General features: G+C 34.9%; 15 protein-coding genes and 1 tRNA gene. 4 read left to right on the top strand and 12 right to left on the bottom strand.

Annotated elements, in window-relative coordinates:
- The first annotated feature begins 40 nt into the window (after nucleotides 1-40).
- Nucleotides 41-955 (top strand): GYDIA family GHMP kinase, encoded by a 915-nt coding sequence (locus C245_RS0101360; protein ID WP_017494790.1) that lies wholly within the window; start codon nucleotides 41-43, stop codon nucleotides 953-955.
- Nucleotides 956-999: 44 nt separating this feature from the next.
- On the opposite strand, the gene C245_RS0101355 is transcribed toward C245_RS0101360, so the two are convergent.
- The 11 genes from C245_RS0101355 to C245_RS0101305 all read right to left on the bottom strand — a co-directional run bounded on the left by C245_RS0101355 (nucleotide 1,000) and on the right by C245_RS0101305 (nucleotide 11,799).
- Nucleotides 1,000-1,431 carry a hypothetical protein gene (locus C245_RS0101355; RefSeq protein WP_017494789.1) on the bottom strand — a complete coding sequence of 144 codons (432 nt, stop codon included), beginning with the start codon at nucleotides 1,429-1,431 and terminating at the stop codon, nucleotides 1,000-1,002.
- 355 nt (nucleotides 1,432-1,786) lie between these two features.
- The gene (locus C245_RS0101350; RefSeq protein WP_157495758.1) at nucleotides 1,787-2,371 is read right to left on the bottom strand and encodes a hypothetical protein; all 585 of its coding nucleotides are present in this window, start codon (nucleotides 2,369-2,371) and stop codon (nucleotides 1,787-1,789) included.
- 187 nt (nucleotides 2,372-2,558) lie between these two features.
- Complete coding sequence (locus C245_RS0101345) at nucleotides 2,559-3,137, bottom strand: hypothetical protein (RefSeq protein ID WP_232424315.1); 579 nt, start codon at nucleotides 3,135-3,137, stop codon at nucleotides 2,559-2,561.
- Nucleotides 3,138-3,342: 205 nt separating this feature from the next.
- A complete protein-coding gene (locus C245_RS0101340; RefSeq protein ID WP_232424314.1) occupies nucleotides 3,343-3,930 on the bottom strand; it encodes a hypothetical protein in 588 nt (195 codons plus the stop codon).
- 5 nt (nucleotides 3,931-3,935) lie between these two features.
- Nucleotides 3,936-5,435: a hypothetical protein gene (locus tag C245_RS0101335; protein ID WP_157495757.1), complete on the bottom strand. Its 1,500-nt coding sequence runs from the start codon at nucleotides 5,433-5,435 to the stop codon at nucleotides 3,936-3,938.
- 123 nt (nucleotides 5,436-5,558) lie between these two features.
- A complete protein-coding gene (locus C245_RS0101330; protein WP_017494783.1) occupies nucleotides 5,559-7,658 on the bottom strand; it encodes a peptidylprolyl isomerase in 2,100 nt (699 codons plus the stop codon).
- Nucleotides 7,659-7,766: 108 nt separating this feature from the next.
- Nucleotides 7,767-9,026, bottom strand: a complete 1,260-nt coding sequence (locus tag C245_RS0101325) for a hemolysin family protein (RefSeq protein WP_026109800.1) — start codon at nucleotides 9,024-9,026, stop codon at nucleotides 7,767-7,769.
- Nucleotides 9,027-9,029: 3 nt separating this feature from the next.
- A complete protein-coding gene (locus C245_RS0101320) occupies nucleotides 9,030-9,224 on the bottom strand; it encodes a hypothetical protein (protein WP_017494781.1) in 195 nt (64 codons plus the stop codon).
- A gap of 11 nt (nucleotides 9,225-9,235) precedes the next feature.
- Nucleotides 9,236-9,787 carry an LPS export ABC transporter periplasmic protein LptC gene (gene lptC, locus C245_RS0101315; protein WP_017494780.1) on the bottom strand — a complete coding sequence of 184 codons (552 nt, stop codon included), beginning with the start codon at nucleotides 9,785-9,787 and terminating at the stop codon, nucleotides 9,236-9,238.
- Nucleotides 9,788-9,839: 52 nt separating this feature from the next.
- Nucleotides 9,840-11,072 carry a membrane protein gene (locus tag C245_RS0101310; protein ID WP_017494779.1) on the bottom strand — a complete coding sequence of 411 codons (1,233 nt, stop codon included), beginning with the start codon at nucleotides 11,070-11,072 and terminating at the stop codon, nucleotides 9,840-9,842.
- A complete protein-coding gene (locus tag C245_RS0101305; protein ID WP_026109799.1) occupies nucleotides 11,065-11,799 on the bottom strand; it encodes a type III pantothenate kinase in 735 nt (244 codons plus the stop codon). The genes C245_RS0101310 and C245_RS0101305 overlap by 8 nt, the downstream gene beginning before the upstream one ends.
- A 104-nt stretch (nucleotides 11,800-11,903) precedes the next feature.
- Here C245_RS0101305 and C245_RS0101300 point away from each other — a divergent pair.
- The 3 genes from C245_RS0101300 (at nucleotide 11,904) to C245_RS0101290 (ending at nucleotide 14,198) form a co-directional block, all read left to right on the top strand.
- A tRNA-Phe gene (locus C245_RS0101300) sits at nucleotides 11,904-11,979 on the top strand.
- A gap of 481 nt (nucleotides 11,980-12,460) precedes the next feature.
- The gene (locus C245_RS0101295; protein WP_017494778.1) at nucleotides 12,461-13,957 is read left to right on the top strand and encodes an MFS transporter; all 1,497 of its coding nucleotides are present in this window, start codon (nucleotides 12,461-12,463) and stop codon (nucleotides 13,955-13,957) included.
- 10 nt (nucleotides 13,958-13,967) lie between these two features.
- Nucleotides 13,968-14,198 (top strand): DUF6814 family protein, encoded by a 231-nt coding sequence (locus tag C245_RS0101290; RefSeq protein WP_017494777.1) that lies wholly within the window; start codon nucleotides 13,968-13,970, stop codon nucleotides 14,196-14,198.
- A 104-nt stretch (nucleotides 14,199-14,302) separates the two neighbouring features.
- On the opposite strand, the gene C245_RS0101285 is transcribed toward C245_RS0101290, so the two are convergent.
- A complete protein-coding gene (locus C245_RS0101285; protein WP_017494776.1) occupies nucleotides 14,303-17,176 on the bottom strand; it encodes an alpha-amylase family glycosyl hydrolase in 2,874 nt (957 codons plus the stop codon).
- Nucleotides 17,177-17,243 lie beyond the last annotated feature (67 nt).

Here is a 17,243-nt window from a genome sequence, read left to right as displayed (position 1 = left end):
AACGACGTTTGGGGATTGGAATTTAATTTATAATTGAAGAATGAAAACAACTTTTTACAGTAACGGAAAATTGCTTATTTCCGGGGAATACCTTGTTTTAGACGGAGCTGACGCTTTTGCCTTACCTACCAAATTTGGTCAAAATCTGGTGGTTGAAAATGGCACAAACCAGGAAATCAGCTGGAAAAGCTATGATTTTGACGGACAGCTATGGTTTGAGGATTCAATTCCTTTTTCAAAGATCATCGACAATCCAAAATCAGAAATCGAAACTGTAAAAACGACTTTGATTCAAATTCTTCATGAAGCTTATCTTCTGAACCCGGAGTTCCTAAAAGATACTGATGGTTACAAAATCAGCACCCATCTTACATTTCCTAAAAACTGGGGATTAGGCACTTCGTCAACTTTATTGAACAATGTTGCGCAATGGACGAAAATCAATGCTTTTACTTTGCTAAAAAACAGTTTTGGAGGCAGCGGTTATGACATAGCCTGTGCACAAAATGACACGCCAATTGTTTATCAAATTGAAAATAATGCTGTAAAACCGATCTCTTTTAACCCGGATTTTACAGATAAAATTCATTTTGTATATCTCAACAAAAAACAGAATAGTAAAGCAGCCATAAAAGCCTATTACAACAATAAAAATCAAAATTTAGCGCAAAATATAGCCGAAAACAACAAAATTACTTCTAGCCTTATCAATGCTAAAACAGCAAAGGAATTTGCTCTTGCTGCTGAAAAACACGAGGTTCATTTAAGCGATATTCTGGAAATGGAAACCATCAAAGAGATTGCTTTTCCCGATTTCAATGGAATCGTAAAAAGCCTTGGTGCCTGGGGTGGAGATTTTGTGATGGTGATCTCCAAAGAAGATCCCAGATTTTATTTTGCTTCAAAAGGATATGAAACCATCCTGAGTTATGAAGAAATGATTCTGCAAAAATAAAGTCATCAGATTTTAACCGATCTAAAACCAAAAGAAAGGAGATTTTAATTTACTTTTTTACTTTCGCGATCTTTGGTTTCCAGTTTTCTGACTTTTTGATTTTCCTGCTCATTAGATTCTCTAAGTGTGTTGTGCAGTCGCTCAGCCATTTTTTCTATGTTATTGGTTATAGAATCATAAACCTCTTCCATTCTGCGATGCTTCTCTTCTTTTATTGCCTTCAAAACGTCATCCACAAAAGCTTTATCATACTTCTCAGCAACTGAATCCCTTGTATTGGTTAGTCGGATTACATAATCATTACCTAAGACCGTCACTTTAAAATGCTGCTCTTCGTTACTTAAATAATACTTCCCTCCTAATTCATCCCCATTGATTTCGGTACTGCTCAATTTTAAAAGCTCTGTTATTATTCCGAAAATATGATTTTCAATCTTAGAATAAGCTCTGGGCTTTCTTTTCAACAGCTTAAACATAAAAATGGAATGCTAGATTACTAAAGTATTTATTCATCAGTCTTAAATGGGTTTTGTTTGAATTTTAGATTATAATTTCAACAAATTAACTGTAATATTCTTAATACTACAAACTTTTAACCAAAATTCCTCACAAAAAATCTAAAAACACAAACAACAAAACTCCTTTAACCCTCATCAATACGTAACAAAAAAACCGAAACATTCTGTTAGATCGTTTCGGTTTTAATATTTCTATTGAAGTCCAGAGACATATATTGTTAGGATAATACAAATAGACATTTTTTTTTAAAACTTCTGTTATCATATATCTTGCTTAAACAAAAATAGCACTTACACAGAATCTCAATCACAACTAGTAATAAACATAATCTCCAATCACTTTAACTACAATCCACTTTTCTTTTTCTTTTTTCATGATTACAACTTCTGGCTGATTACTGCCAAAAAAAGATGCTATATTAAAATAAAACATTACATACTTTCTTTCCATATAATACATAGGTTCAGAAATCATTACAACATCTTCAATCTTACTATTCATATATTTATCGTGAAATGCCGATCCAAATAAACCTTCCTTACTTTCTAATATAAAATCATACTCAGGAAAATCTTCCTTTTTCCAATATCTCTTTATTGTGTCAGACGCGTATTTTTCATACATTTTTTTCCAATATTTTTCTACAAATAAACCGTCTTTATAATCTATAGGAACATTTGGCTCTCCCACATGATCAGGTCCTTCGCCACCATTAAAAATTCTCAAAGCTTGTTTATTTGAAACCTTATCCGCTTGTAAAATATATTTCTTTCCTCTTTCTATCTTTTGAGTTGCTAAAAATGCATTAATAGGCTCGGAGCTTTTAAGATATTGTGCATTAGCACATAAGAAAAAGAAAAAATAAATTGTAGTAAATATTTTTTTAGACTGTTTCATTATTTTCATTTTTTACATGGTTTTCCTGCAGGAGAAGTGCTACCATACTGTTCCCTTTTTCTTTCTGCAGTTATTCTCGTGAAAATGCTTTCTCATTCTTTGAAGCCACCCAAGCTATGTCGAGATAGACCTGTTTAATAAAAGCTGAAGAAAAGACTAGTTTTAAATTCAATATTTAAACTATACACTAGTAATAAACATAATCTCCAATCACTTTAACGACAATCCATTTTTTATTTTCTTTTTTCATAATTACAACTTGAGGTTCATTACTATTTCCAAAGTCAACTATATTAAAATAAAAAATAATGTACTTTCTATTTATATAATACATGGGCTCAGAAATTATTAGAATTTTATAATTTAGGTTATTAACATACTTATCCAGAAAAGCCCCTTTCATAATTAAACCTCGGCCTTTCTCTAAAATAAGATTATAACCAGGAAAATCTTCTTCCTTCCAATATCTTTTTATTGTATCATATGCGTATCTTTTATATATTTTTTCCCAATGCTTCTTCGCAAACAGACCATCTGTATAATCAATATCCTCGACAATATGCTCTAGTCCCTCACCTCCATTAAAAATTCGCAATCCTAATAAATTAGGTTCTTTGTCAGCCTGCAAAATATACTTTCTCGTTCTATCTATTTTCTTAGTTTCTAAAAATGCATTTACAGGCTCATAATTTTTAATATATGGGCTGCCGGCACAAGACATCATAAGAAATACTAATATTACAGCTACAGTTTTTAATTGTCTCATAATTTTCATTTTATACATGGTTTTCCCACAGGAGAAGTAACTCCATATTGCTCCCCTTTCCTTTCTGCAGTTATCCTCGCGAAAATCCTTTCACGTTCTTTATAGGAATATATTCGCTTTTTGAAGTCCTTCCAAAGCCAAATCCAGATACACCTGAGAGTCAGCCGGGAAATGCTTTGGAAATCTTCTAGTTCCAATCTGTTTATCAATAATAGACCTCTTCCCACATTGTTCTATCAACAATCCATTTCCCTTTCTCTTTTTTCATAACTACGACTTGCGGGCTAGAGCCACTACTGAAATATGATGTGCTTAAATAAAACATAATATATCTTTTATTTCTATAATACATAGGTTCAGAAATTGTCATAACTTCATAGTCTAAATATTTAGCACTCTTATAAGGAAGCTTGGGCCAGTCTCTACTATTCTCTAAGATAAAATCATATTTCGGGAAATCTTCTTTCTTCCAGTATTTCTTAATCGTATCATTGATATACCTTTTATACATTCTTTTCCAATGTTTTTCTACAAACAAACCATCGTTAATATAATAATGAGGATCTGCTATATGCTCAGATCCTTCACTCCCGTTAAAAATACGTAGTACTATCGCATTAGATGCTTTGTCTGTTTGCAAAATGTATTTTCCTCCTTTTCCTATTATTCTTTTATCTATTATTTCTTTTTCCAGGAACACATTAATCGGTTCATAACTTTTTACATATTGTGTACCGGTACAGGATAAAATAAAAAAGGGAATTACCGCAAATATTTTTTTAAACTGTTTCATAATTTTCATTTTTTACATATTTTTCCTACGGGAAAAGTAACTCCATATTGCTCCCCTTTTCTTTCTGCAGTTATTCTCGCGAAAATCCTTTCACGCTCTTTATAATTTTTATTATTAGGATCGTTAGGGTAAATTTTATTGAATATCTCTGTTTTTTGTAGTCCTGCCCAAGCCATATCGAGATAAATCTGCTTAAGAGAGGATGAAGAAACAACCAATTTTCCTGTGTGAAACTCCTGTATCGTTGAAGCGATCGCATTCACATACTTATTCGTAATTAATTCGTGTTGCGCATCTGGGAGTACATTGGGGTTCCTGGCAATTTCATATTGTACATAAGCCTCATAAACGGTAGGGAAATCACATATTCCGGAAGCTCCACAACTTTTGTTTTCTTGAATTAAACTAATCAGATAAGCATGAATAACCTCGTGCGCCATTGTAGCGGCAACCGACAAATCGGTAGGAGGATTTGTATTACCTGTTCCGTAAATATAATCCTGATTGAAAACCATATTAACATCGTTAGTACTCCCGTTGGTCTTAGTGGTTTGCGCCCAAACATTTGCATCATTATTTTGTACTTGTCCCGTTGACATGTTTATATTAAAAACAGATCCGGTCGCACTAAAACGAGTTAGCATTTTTGCGATATCGGCTTGTTTTAAATTTTTCAATTTTTCCAAAACTGCTTTGGTACAGGCATCCAGCTTGTCCGCACTAATTTGCTCTTCTATCCTTTGTGCATTTGGGGAAGTTGTCGAACCTGAACTTCCACTTCCACCACCTCCGGGAGACTTCACATATCCCTTTGGACTGTTACCCTTCGATCCTGAATTTAAACTGCCTCCATAAGAGCCTCCACCGCTTCCTCCACCACCATAATCCTGTTTATTTTCGGATTTTTCCCTGCGAATGATCACTTCATCTAACTCAAAAGGATCTGATTTAGACGTCGATTTATTGAGACGCCCTGCCTCCTCCGGGGAGATTACTCTAAGTCCTGTTAGCCCTGCTGTCGTAGTGGAGTTTTCAAATTTTGCTCCGTTTACAAATCCGCTTTCTAAATCCCAGGCAATGATATATCCATTAAAGTTAACTAAATCCGCTGAACTTTTTATTTTTTCTAAAGATTCCGATGACGGTATTATTTCATATAATGTAGCCGAAAATTCTTTTTTATCCTCTGATGGATACAAATACAATAGTTTTTGTCCTTTATAAGCATCACTGAGATTTTTATCTCTAACAGGAACCACAATTGCCTCAGACCCATCTTCAAACTTTTCTGTACCTGCTTTATTCCAATCATAAACCTGATTTTTAAACGACGAATCAGTTTTTACCTTTGATTGATACTGTTCAAACCAAGCCTTCGCTTCATTAACACGAATAGATTGCTCTATTTTTTGTTTACCTCCCGCTTCTTCTAAAGCACAACGACCTGCCAACACTGCAACTCCTAAAACCATTAAGAGGATTACTAATTTTCTAGTATTTTTCATACAAATATATTTTTATAAATATAGGAAAAATACTATACGAAATTAAAGAAGCAAATTTTATTTCATAAAAAAAACCTGCTCGAACTAACGAGCAGGTTTTTTATAAAGTTTTAACTAACTAAACTAGTAGTTAAATTGCAATCTGTTATCTTCAATTTTAGCGTTAGCTTTCAATGCTGGTAAAATTCTACTTGCATCAGATGCGCTTTGTGCTTTTACTTTAGCCACATATTCTGCATGATTAGCAGCTGCAGGAGCTTTTACTGTACTGATGTTTTTCACTACATATACACCTGTATTACCTTCAATTGGAGCAGAGATTTTGTTTGCAGCTAATGCAAATGCATTACCTACCACTTTTGGCTCTTGTCCTACACCTCCAGGCAATACCGGGCTATCCATAGTAACATTAGCAGCTTGTTGAACTGCTACACCAGCACTTTTAGCAATAGCTTCAAGTGATGAACCTTTCATTTTTGCTTTTAAGATCTCCGCTTTTTTCTTGTTCTTTAAAATTGACTCTACATAAGGTCTTGCCAAAGTTACAGATACTAAACCTGATTTGTTTTCGCTTTTGTATTGTGCAATTACGTGACCGATATTAGCCAATTCAAAACGTTTTACATCTCCAGTGTTTGTTTCTTTATCAAATGCCCATCTGATGATGTTACGTTGATTTCCTAATGGACCAAATGCTTCATCCATAGCTTTTGCAGTTATTGGAGCAGCCACTTTTAAACCTAATTCTTTTGCCGTAGCATTAAAATCTTTATCGGCAGCGTCCATTTCAAATTTAGTTGCCAATGTAAATACTTTATCAGAAGTAGCTTCAGAAGGCTCAATTTTTTGAGCGATAGTAGCTAAACGAATCCCGTCTTGTTTGTCGGTAATTTTGATCACGTGAAATCCAAAAGGAGTTTCAACTAAACCAACTTTTCCAATTCCGTTACTGAATACAAAATCATTGAATGGTTTCACCATTTGGTTTGGACCAAAATATCCTAAATCTCCTCCTTGTTGCGCAGAAGAATCATCTGAACTTGTGAAAGCCAACATCATGAAACTATCAGGGTTTGCCTGAACCTGAGCAAGAATTTCTTCTGCTTTAGCTTTAGCTTCTTCTTTCGTTCTTTTCTCTTTTGTATTTGGAGTTTGAGAACCTTCGTATCCAATTAAAATATGACTTGCTTTTGCATTAACTCCCGCTTTAAATCCTAAAGATTTAGAAATTGCATAGTATCTTCCGTAAACATACGGTCCGTAAATTGCTCCTGCAGGCAAACTGAATAATTTATCAGCATCAACAGCCGGCAAAGCATTTTTAGGTACATATGTTGAATCGTAAGGAACATCAGAATTTGAGTTTACAAATTCAGCAATGTTGGTAGCATTTTTAAATCCTGGCAAAGTATCGTTCTTACCCGTTTTAGCATTGTACTCTACTCTTCCGTTTAATAATGCCGTAATTTTAGCTTTAATTTCAGCTTCGTCTTGTTTTGAAGCTTTATCTTCTACTAAAACATATTGAATTTCACGAGTTGCATCCGCTTTGAATTTCTTCTCGTTTTTCTTCATATATTCTACAATCTCTGAATCAGAAATTTTCACTTCACTATCTTTAATCGAAGAATACAAAGCAGCAGCGTAAGCAAAGTTTACTTTGTTAGCTTCCATTTCATATTTTAGTTTTCCTTCACTTACAGTAGTGTAAAGTCCTGATTTTACTAATGTATTGTAGATTTGAAATTTAGCGTTTAGCTCAGCATCTTTTTCTTTTTGAGAGATAAATTGTGCTGCTTCAGGATTTGTTTTAAAGTATTCTTTAAATTTAGCTACATCAAAAATACCTGCAGCATTTAAGAACATTGGGTTTTTACCAATATTCGGATCTGCCTTTAAAACTTCAAGCAGGTGTTTTTCACCAACTCTCAATCCTAATTTATCAAACTGTGTTGATAATAATGCGATTGAAACCTCTTGGTCCCAAACTCTGTTTGCAGCTTCAGTGGAAGTAATTCCTTGACCACTTTTTTCAACATTACTAACTTTAACTCTAAAGTCTTCAAATGAAATATCTTTTCCATCGATGCTTCCCACATCTTTTGAACTTTGACCAAAGGTTCCTCTTGTGAATAGATCTTGTATTATAAATGCAAATAATGCAAGTGCAATAACTCCTATCAATAAAGCGGAACGCTGTCTAATTTTTGCTAAAACTGCCATTTTTATTATCGTTAATTTTATATTCAGTTTGCGAAAATACAATTATCTAGTTAATAACAATACAACTAGCGTTTTATTTTACACAATTTTTTTTATTAATTTAAAAAATCACTCTTTTATTGTCAATTTAACCAATTCTATTTTCTTATTTGTGGCTTCTTCAATCACAAAATGATAGTTTCCAATTCGTATTTCTTCTCCTTTTTGAGGAATTTCTTTGGTCGAATTGACAATAAAACCACCTAAAGTCCCGTAAGAATCCTCCTCAGGAATCGCTAATTTATAGGTTTCATTTAGATATTCGACATCTAATCGGGCAGAGAACAAATACTTACCTTCTCCCAATTCCTGCTCCATCAATTCCTCATCTAAATCATGCTCGTCTTCGATCTCACCAAAAAGCTCTTCAACGATGTCTTCTATGGTAATAATTCCGGAAGTCCCTCCGTATTCATCCAAAACTACGGCCACATTTTTTCGTTTTTTGATCAACAGATTTAATACATCTTTTATCAAAATGGTCTCAGGAACAAATTCAACCGTCATCAAAACCGATTTTATTGTTTTTGGTTTTTTGAACAAATCAAACGAATGCACATACCCCACAATATCATCTAGTGAGTTTTGACTCACTATAATTTTTGAATAGCCGGTTTCTACAAATAACTCTTTAAGATCCGTAACGCTGTCAAACAAATCAATATCGACAATTTCGGTACGCGGGGTCATAATATCACGAGCCTTTACACCTGAAAATTCCAGTGCATTCTGAAAAATCTGAATTTCAGAATCTACTTCTTCATCATCTTCAACAGCATTCATTTGTTCTGCAATATAATTTCCCAATTCAACTTTGCTAAAATACAACTGTATCTGATCTCCTTCTGTTTTAAAAAATTTACGCAGAATAAAATCTGAAATCCAAATAAAAAAAGCGGAGAAATAATAGAACAAACGATAAAACAAATAGGCCGGAATCGCAAAAATCTTGATTAACGAATTGGCATAAATCTGAAAAAAAACTTTTGGAAAAAACTCAGCAGTTACCAAAACTACAAAAGTCGATATAACAGTCTGAATCAGTAAACTTGCTAAACTTGAAAAATGCCCGCCTGAATTGATGATCCATTTCAGAATCAAATCTCCCATGTAAAAGGCATAGACAACCAAAGCCAGGTTATTGCCAATAAGCATTGCAGCAATAAACTTTGAAGGATTTCCGGTAAGTTTTGTTAGAATTTGTGAGGCAAAATTATCTTGTTTTTTTTCAATTTCAAGATAAATTTTATTGGATGAAATAAAAGCAATTTCCATTCCTGAAAAAAAGGCTGACAATATTAGACATAATATTATAATCCCTATTTCCATTGTTTACTGCTTTTTATTACGGTCATCAAATTTCTTAACAAATTTCCTCCTGAAGAAGAACATAAATACTGCCATACCTGCAATTAAAAAACTTAAAGCGGCGGTATCATTTCCATCGTTTATCTTTGTAAAACCATCATAAATAAAGTAAATAGCAAATATGATGTAAACGTATTGTGTATATTTTATGTAACCCATAATCTCTTTTTTTATTCGTCTGATTCGATCTCACCGCTCACACGCTGCGAATTAATCACTTTAAAATCCTTACTAAAATCTATCCCTTGCCCATTTGAGGTTCCTTTTGCATCTGTAAGCTTAAATTTCCTTTCGGTATAAAACCATTCGTTATTCTGATCGAAGTACAGCTGTTCTGTTTCCAGCATTTGCCCTTCTTCAGAAGTGATTCTAACTTTTCCCTGCAAGTCAATTATGCCAGTTGGCTTATAAGACACTGCATAATTTGATCGGATAAAGGTACGCTTTTGATTTTTATCGTATAAGGTAACATCAATTCCTTTTGGGAATTCGGTAAATGGAAAATCTAAATTAGAATAATCCAGCATTTTAGGACTTTTCAAAACCCCGGTTATACGCCCGGAGTCTGTATATTTAATATCAACGGTATCTGCATCACTTCCGGGAACAAACTCTGAGAAGTTAATTTTCTGAACTTCTTTAAAATTACTTTCGCACCCAAAAAACAGTGTCACAGTAAAAACTGTGACAGCCGCTATTGTATATCTTTTTGATAAATTCATTTGCCAAATGTAGTAAATTGTAATGAGCTTAAAAAAACATAAAAGTTTATGTTTAATTGAATTTACTTTTCACGAACCATTTATCATTAAATGAGAAGCTCATACTAAAATTGAAATAGTTTTCCTGAACTAAACCTGCTGACGTCGTTCCTCTTTTTCCGAACTCAAGTCCAATATTAACATTTGAAAAAGATCCGTTATTAAGTGGAATCCCCATACCCAATGTCATTCCTAAATCATTGATTTCCTGATTATTTATCACCAAACCAATTTTCTCGTATTTTAATCCGGCTCTATACGTCATTCGGCTAAAATAGCTTGTGAACGATCCATAATTAGGAATATAGTAACCGCCTATCGCATACTTTTGATATTTTTCGTAACGTACATTATCTCTTGTATTGTAAAAATTCGCAAGCTGTCCCTCGCCCTGAAAAGAAATGGTAGTACCCACCAGCCATTTTCTGGCTTCCCCGATACCAGCACCAAAGGTTATTTTATTTGGCAACTTTAGTTTATTTGTTTGTTCAGGAGTATTAATTGGATCCGAATCACCATCTACCTGAATAACTCTCGTGCTGTTTGAATTTAAGTTACTGGCAAACGTATAATTCAAACTGGTAAACAAACTTAGTTTTTTATCAATTTTGGCTTGATACATTGTCCCAATATTAAAATTAACACCTGATAACTCAGAAGTATTTGTTTCTCTGGTTGCGTTTTCAACATTTGTTCTAAGCGCTAAACTACTAGTTGTAATTTTTCCGAAATTATATTGTGCATCAACTCCAATATTCCAGTTCTTTTTAATCTTATATCCTAAACCAAAAAACACTTTATTAACGCCACCTTTTCCCTGAAGCTGCGTACTTGTAGCTCCTTCTGTATCTGTAAGGTCATTTTGAATTTTATACCCAACAGAACTCAACGGAACTAAACCAAACGCTGCTCCAAATTTTCCCATTGGAATTCCTAATGCCAAATAATCAAAAGTAGCTCTTTGTGCCTTTTCAGATTTTTCGCCGGTTTTCAGATTAGTTGTACCAAAAGATCCCCCAACTGTAAAAGTTGTAAACTTTAAACTCGCATAACTTGCAGGATTTTCAATATTCAGGTGAATACTATCCTGCTCCACCGCAACTCCTGACATCGATCTGTTTTCAAGGGTCCCTTTAAATCTTGTATCTCCAATTCCGAAGAAAGAATAAGGCGATGCGGTACCCTGTTGAGCGAATGAAACGAACGAGATAAGCAAACAAGCGCTTACTATAATTTTTTTAATCATTGTCGATTTTATATTGAAATGTTTGGTTCAAACTCTCCAAAAGGAAATTTGAATTGGCAAATATGGTATTTTTTAATCGTTTAGCCAAAAAATCTGCATCACCTCCCGTTAAAATTATTATAAAATTTGAAAAGTTTGCCCGATATTCATCGATAAAACCATCAATCTCATAGACGAATCCATTGACCACTCCGGAATGAATTGCCTGTTTGGTGGAATCTCCAATATAGGAATCCGGAGACTCTAAAGTGAGTAACGGCAGTCTGGCTGTAAAATTGTGCAAAGATTCGTAACGCAACCTTAGTCCCGGAGATATAGCTCCACCTAAATAATTATCATTTTCGTCGATGAAATCGTAGGTTATACAAGTTCCGGCATCAATTACCAGTCTGTTTTGTTTGGGAAATTTCAAAGTTGCTCCGGCCGCCAAAACCATTCGGTCTATTCCTAATGTTTTTGGAGTTGCATATTTATTGGTGAAGGGAAAAATATCCTCATGGGTTAAAAAATGAACTTTTAGATCCTTTTCGAAAGTCAGGAAAGATTGTTTTTCGATATTTCCAACCGATGCAACTACCAAATCGGAGCATTTCTGAAATTTTTCTAAAATTTTTTTAATTTTTTTTTCGAGCTCATTTTTCTCAAAAGTAAAAATTTCAAGAACAGTACCACCCTCAAATACAGCAGCTTTAATTCGGGTATTTCCAACATCAACCGTTAAAATCATGTTTGTTTTTTTAGCAAGGCGAAGATACGAATTGATTTTTTTAAAAAAATGTTTTGGATAAACGAAAAATGATTCTATCTTTGCACCCGCAATGCGCACAGCACGGTACCTTAGCTCAGATGGTAGAGCAATGGACTGAAAATCCATGTGTCCCTGGTTCGATCCCTGGAGGTACCACCAAAACCCACTCAACCGAGTGGGTTTTTTGTTTTTACTATCTTTCCTTCGCAATCAAACATTCTAACACAAACTTTTTTCTTTCTGATTAGACTTTGCGTTCCTTGTATAATCCTTCATGTACATTCCGGTCAAAAACAGCACACGGATGATACAGATTCTATGTATTATTTTCCAGAGGATAATAACATCTCTCATGATCCGCTTCTGCCTTTTCGGGACTTAAACAATCATGTTCATCTCCCTTAGTACTTTACACTATTCAATAGCTATGGCTCTCTCTGAGCAACTGTTCCCGAATACTTTCTTCAGGGGCATAAATTATAGCCTAAATATTTTACGATAACTATTCTGCCTAAAAAGCAGCACATATCTTTTATCATCTTTTTGTTAAAAAATCATTAAATAAATAAAAAAATATCTTATATATTCGCGAAATAACACTTTATACTTTTATTCATCATCAAGTACACAAAGTCAGCTTATGAGCAACACCTCTACAAAGGGCATCTGGAAAGTAATTTCGGCATCGTCGATGGGAACCATGATTGAATGGTATGATTTTTATATTTTCGGAAGTTTAGCAGTCGTCATTTCAACCAAATTCTTTCCCAGTGATAATCCTACTGCTGCATTCTTATCGACTTTAGCCACTTTTGCTGCCGGATTTGTAGTACGGCCTTTTGGGGCATTGTTTTTCGGAAGACTTGGTGATATCATTGGCCGCAAATATACTTTTATGGCTACCCTCTTATTAATGGGAGGCTCTACTTTTTTAATTGGCTGTATTCCGAGTTACGAAACCATTGGTTTTTTAGCTCCTATATTGGTTTTAATTCTTCGTTTACTTCAGGGTCTCGCTCTTGGGGGCGAATATGGCGGAGCTGCTACTTATGTTGCAGAACATGCTCCTGCGGGACAAAAGGGTTATTGGACTTCGTGGATTCAAACTACCGCAACAGTTGGTTTATTTATTTCTTTGATGGTCATATTGACCACGAAAAATATTCTTTCAAACGAAGATTTCGATTCCTGGGGATGGCGTGTTCCGTTTTGGGTTTCTATTGTGATGATCGGAATCTCCTATTTGATTCGTAAAAACATGGATGAATCTCCTGTATTTGCTAAAGCCAAAAAGGAAGGAACAACAAGCACCAATCCTTTAAAAGAAAGTTTCGGGAATCGCTATAACCTGAAATTTGTTTTACTCGCATTATTCGGCGCCACTATGGGGCAAGGTGTGGTTTGGTACACCGGGCAATTTTATGCCATGAGTTTTATGAAAACAGTGATGAATATTAATTCGTCACAAGTAGATGAATTACTGGGAATCGCATTGTTGTTCGGAACACCATTCTTTATTTTTTTCGGATGGCTGAGTGATAAAATCGGACGAAAACATATTATGATGGGAGGAATGTTGCTTGCTATTTTGTTTTACAGACCTATTTACAAAAAGATGTACAACACAACCGATCTAAAACACAAGACTGAAATAGCCGAGAAAACAACTACAAATACAGCTGTTTTTAAAGAAAATCAAACCATTACCACTATTTCGAAAACCTATACTGACGGAACTACGTATACAGAAAAGAAAACAAACTTTGCAGATCAAAAAGAATCTCAAAGCAATATTATTATAAATATCAATTCTAATGATGAATGGACTTTAATTTTCTTAATTTTCATTCAGGTTTTATTTGTTACCATGGTTTACGGCCCAATTGCAGCTTTTTTAGTTGAACTGTTTCCAACTAAAATCAGATATACTTCGATGTCACTTCCCTATCATGTAGGGAACGGAATTTTTGGCGGACTACTCCCGGCAATTTCAACTTATTTTGTAACTCATGCTAAAGCTGCCGGAAAAGATGATTTTTATCTTGACGGACTTTGGTATCCAATTATTATAGCCTCAGTATGTTTTGTAATTGGAATGGTTTACATCGATAATAAGAATAAAACAAATCACCTTTAATATACTATTTATGAATTCAATCAAACAAGCTTTAGGTGTTCTGTGGATTATACTGGCAATTGCAGCGACTTATTTTTGCATTTTCGAATTTGGCTTACCTAAACTGCTTTCAGACAAACAAGACGATCTTATATTCGGAATCATTATTCTTTTCATTCTTACTCCATTAATTGTTTTGGGGCTAGGTACTTTTGGCTATTTTGCTGTAGCAGGAGAATACAATACTAAAATAAAAAGATAATAAAAAACGAAAGGACTGTCTAAAAACAGACAGTCCTTTCTCACCACTAACAAAACCAAAAATCTTTTACCTGTCGGTTCTATTTTTCTATTTGTTTCGATAAATTATTTTTTAACAAACTTCATTACCTGAGTATGTCCATTCTCATCAACTGTTTTCACAAGGTACAATCCTGTTTTCAAATCGTTTACAGCAAACTGAGAATCCCTATTTCCTTTCGGATTAAAGCTTTTCACTAATTGACCCGAAACGGCATATACCTGAACTTTTGACACTGGTACATTTAAAGTAAAATAGTCTGTAACCGGGTTGGGATACAGATGAACTGCACTTCCTTTTTCAAAATCTGTAATGGCTAAATTTGCTGCTTTATTGCCATAAATTCTATACTCTCCTGCAGGAAGATTTAAGGGAGCATTTACGTCAGTAACATTAATAGTAGTATTGTCCATCAAATTATACCAGGTGCCTGTATATTGAAAACCTGTTGGAACATTTTGTGCAGTAACATCAAAATTTGCCACTATTAAAACATCCTTTAACTGAGTTGAAGACAAGTCCGGATTGGTAATTTTAATATTAACTGATAAAGAATTTGTATTTGCAATTACAGGAGTTCCCAAAAACACAGGCTCTTTTATTTTCAAGGTAATCATCTTTGCCCAGTCAGTATAAATTTTACTACGCGCTGAATTACCCAACCAATTACTGGCCCATTGAGGCTGTGGTTTTGTATCGAGTTTACAATCACCCACAGCGCCATCAAAATCATTGTTAACCGAATTATCATTACAGGTAAAAATAGAATTCTCCCATCCTAATTCTCCAAAATGCCAGATCATTTTTGGTCCCGGAACTAATAATGAAACGGCGCCAATTGCCGACATCCTAGACAATGCAGTGTCTAACGTTTTTACATTATACCCTACTGTTGAATTTCCGTATTGTAAATTTTTATACATCAAACGTTCTTCATCATGACTTTCAGCATATCCCATTAATCGGTTTGCGGTAAAACCATGACTTTCACTAGACATTCTTGAAATAGTACTCTCACTTGCGTACCCCATTGACAATTGGTTGTAGGGTCCTGTCATTTTCCCCCACATCATTACTCCTTTAGAAGGGGTCTCAGCAATTCTGTAATTCGCCCATTCTTTTTCCTCAGTATCAGATCCCAGATGTTCGAAAATCGTATAATGTGTAGAATCCAGACTCCATGAATAATCAGCATACTTTTTTAATACATCTACCCTGTCTTGTTGATAGGCATCTGTACAGGCTCCATCAGAAGCCGTACAATTTTGCGTAAAACCTTTGGTTAAATCCCAACGGAAACCGTCAATTTTATATTCTTCGATCCATTGTTTAATAACACGATCGACATAGTTCTGCGTTTTTAGCGACTGGTGATTGAAATCTTCTCCCACATTGTACGCATGTTTAGCTACTGTATTAAAATAGGGGTTTTCGGCAGTTGGCGAACCAAAACCATCTCCATCCGGATCATTCATCCACATTCTCACCATAGGATTTCTTCCGAAAGCATGATTTAAAGCAACGTCCAGAATTACTGCAATTCCATTTTGATGGCACAAGTCGATGAATTCTTTTAACTTATCTGAAGTCCCGTAAAATTTATCCAAAGCCATATGAAACGAGGTATTGTAGCCCCAACTTTCATTGCCTTCAAACTCCATTACCGGCATTAGTTCGATGGCATTTATTTTAAGGTTTTTGAAATAATCGATACGGTCTATTAAACTTTGATAGTTTCTGGCTGCATCAAAATCACGAACCAAAACTTCGTAAACTACTAACTTTTCTTTTTCGGGTCTTGCGAAATTGGTCACCTGCCAATTGTATGGTGTTTGTCCGGTTTTTAGAACAGTAACTTCAAAATTCTGTCCTGCCGGATAAACAGGCATGTTGGGATAAGAAGCTGAAGGAATAGAAGAATCATCATAAGGTGATAACACTAAAGTGGAATACGGATCGGCCGTTTTTACCATCGAAGGTGAATTAGCCAATGGTGTTGTATCTACTACCCAATATTGATAAGTATTATTTGCGCCTGAAACCAAACCTGTTAATTCCAGCCAAAATTTGCCCGAAACAGGGTCTTTTTTCATAGCATAAGCCGATGAAGGCTGCCAATTATTAAAACTTCCGGCAACGTATACAAAGTCTTTTAAAGGCGCATCCAAAACCAAAGTGGCTTTTGTGGCATCGGCCAGATTGTAGTTTATTCCGTCTGTCAAACCCGCCGGCATTGTTTCTAAAACCGTATTTGGATTTACCACAACCGAAAACTTCTTTACAATAGTAGTTGCTCCCTGAGTCACACTCAGTTCATAACTTTGATTGCTTGTAATATTTGAGTGAGAATAAGAATAACTTGTCGTACTTGTATTGGTATTAATGGTCGCTCCGTTTGACTTCAAGAGGTAGCTTGCCGCACCATTTGTATTGGTGGCCCCAATATTAAAATTTGCGCTTGAAACAATAATTGTTGTACTATTTTCTGCAGGACTAGTGAGGCTTACCTGAAAGCTGCCCACTTCTACTAAAATATCCTGCGATTTTTTATCGCCATTTCCGTTTTTCGCTTTTACCAAAAAACCAATTCTTCCAATCCCTGTGGTATTGTAATAAACTGTTGGCGTAATGGTTTTGGTATACGTGTCTGTACCCGAATTATAGGTGAATTTGCTCGCCTCGCTTGAAGCATCCCAGGAACCATTATCCGGACTTCCCTTCTGAGTAGTATCGTTGGTATCAAAAGCCCAGGCCCACATATACAAGGAATGATCGGTAATTCCCCAGCTATTCTCATCAACACTGGTACCGTTAATGGTGATGGTAATGGGTGTAGTCTCTTCAAAAGTTGACGGACTTATGGAGTAGCTTACCGTTTGCGTTTGGGCAAAAGTAGCCACAGACCACAAAAATGTGATCCATAGTAAAGTTTTTTTCATAATGTGGTTGATTGGTTAGTTAGTCTGACTAAAAAAAGGGCTATCTTCTAACAGATAGCCCTTTTAA

This window comes from Flavobacterium sp. WG21, assembly GCF_000335775.1.
Lineage (GTDB): Bacteria > Bacteroidota > Bacteroidia > Flavobacteriales > Flavobacteriaceae > Flavobacterium > Flavobacterium tructae.
This window is presented reverse-complemented; position numbering and strand designations above follow the sequence as displayed.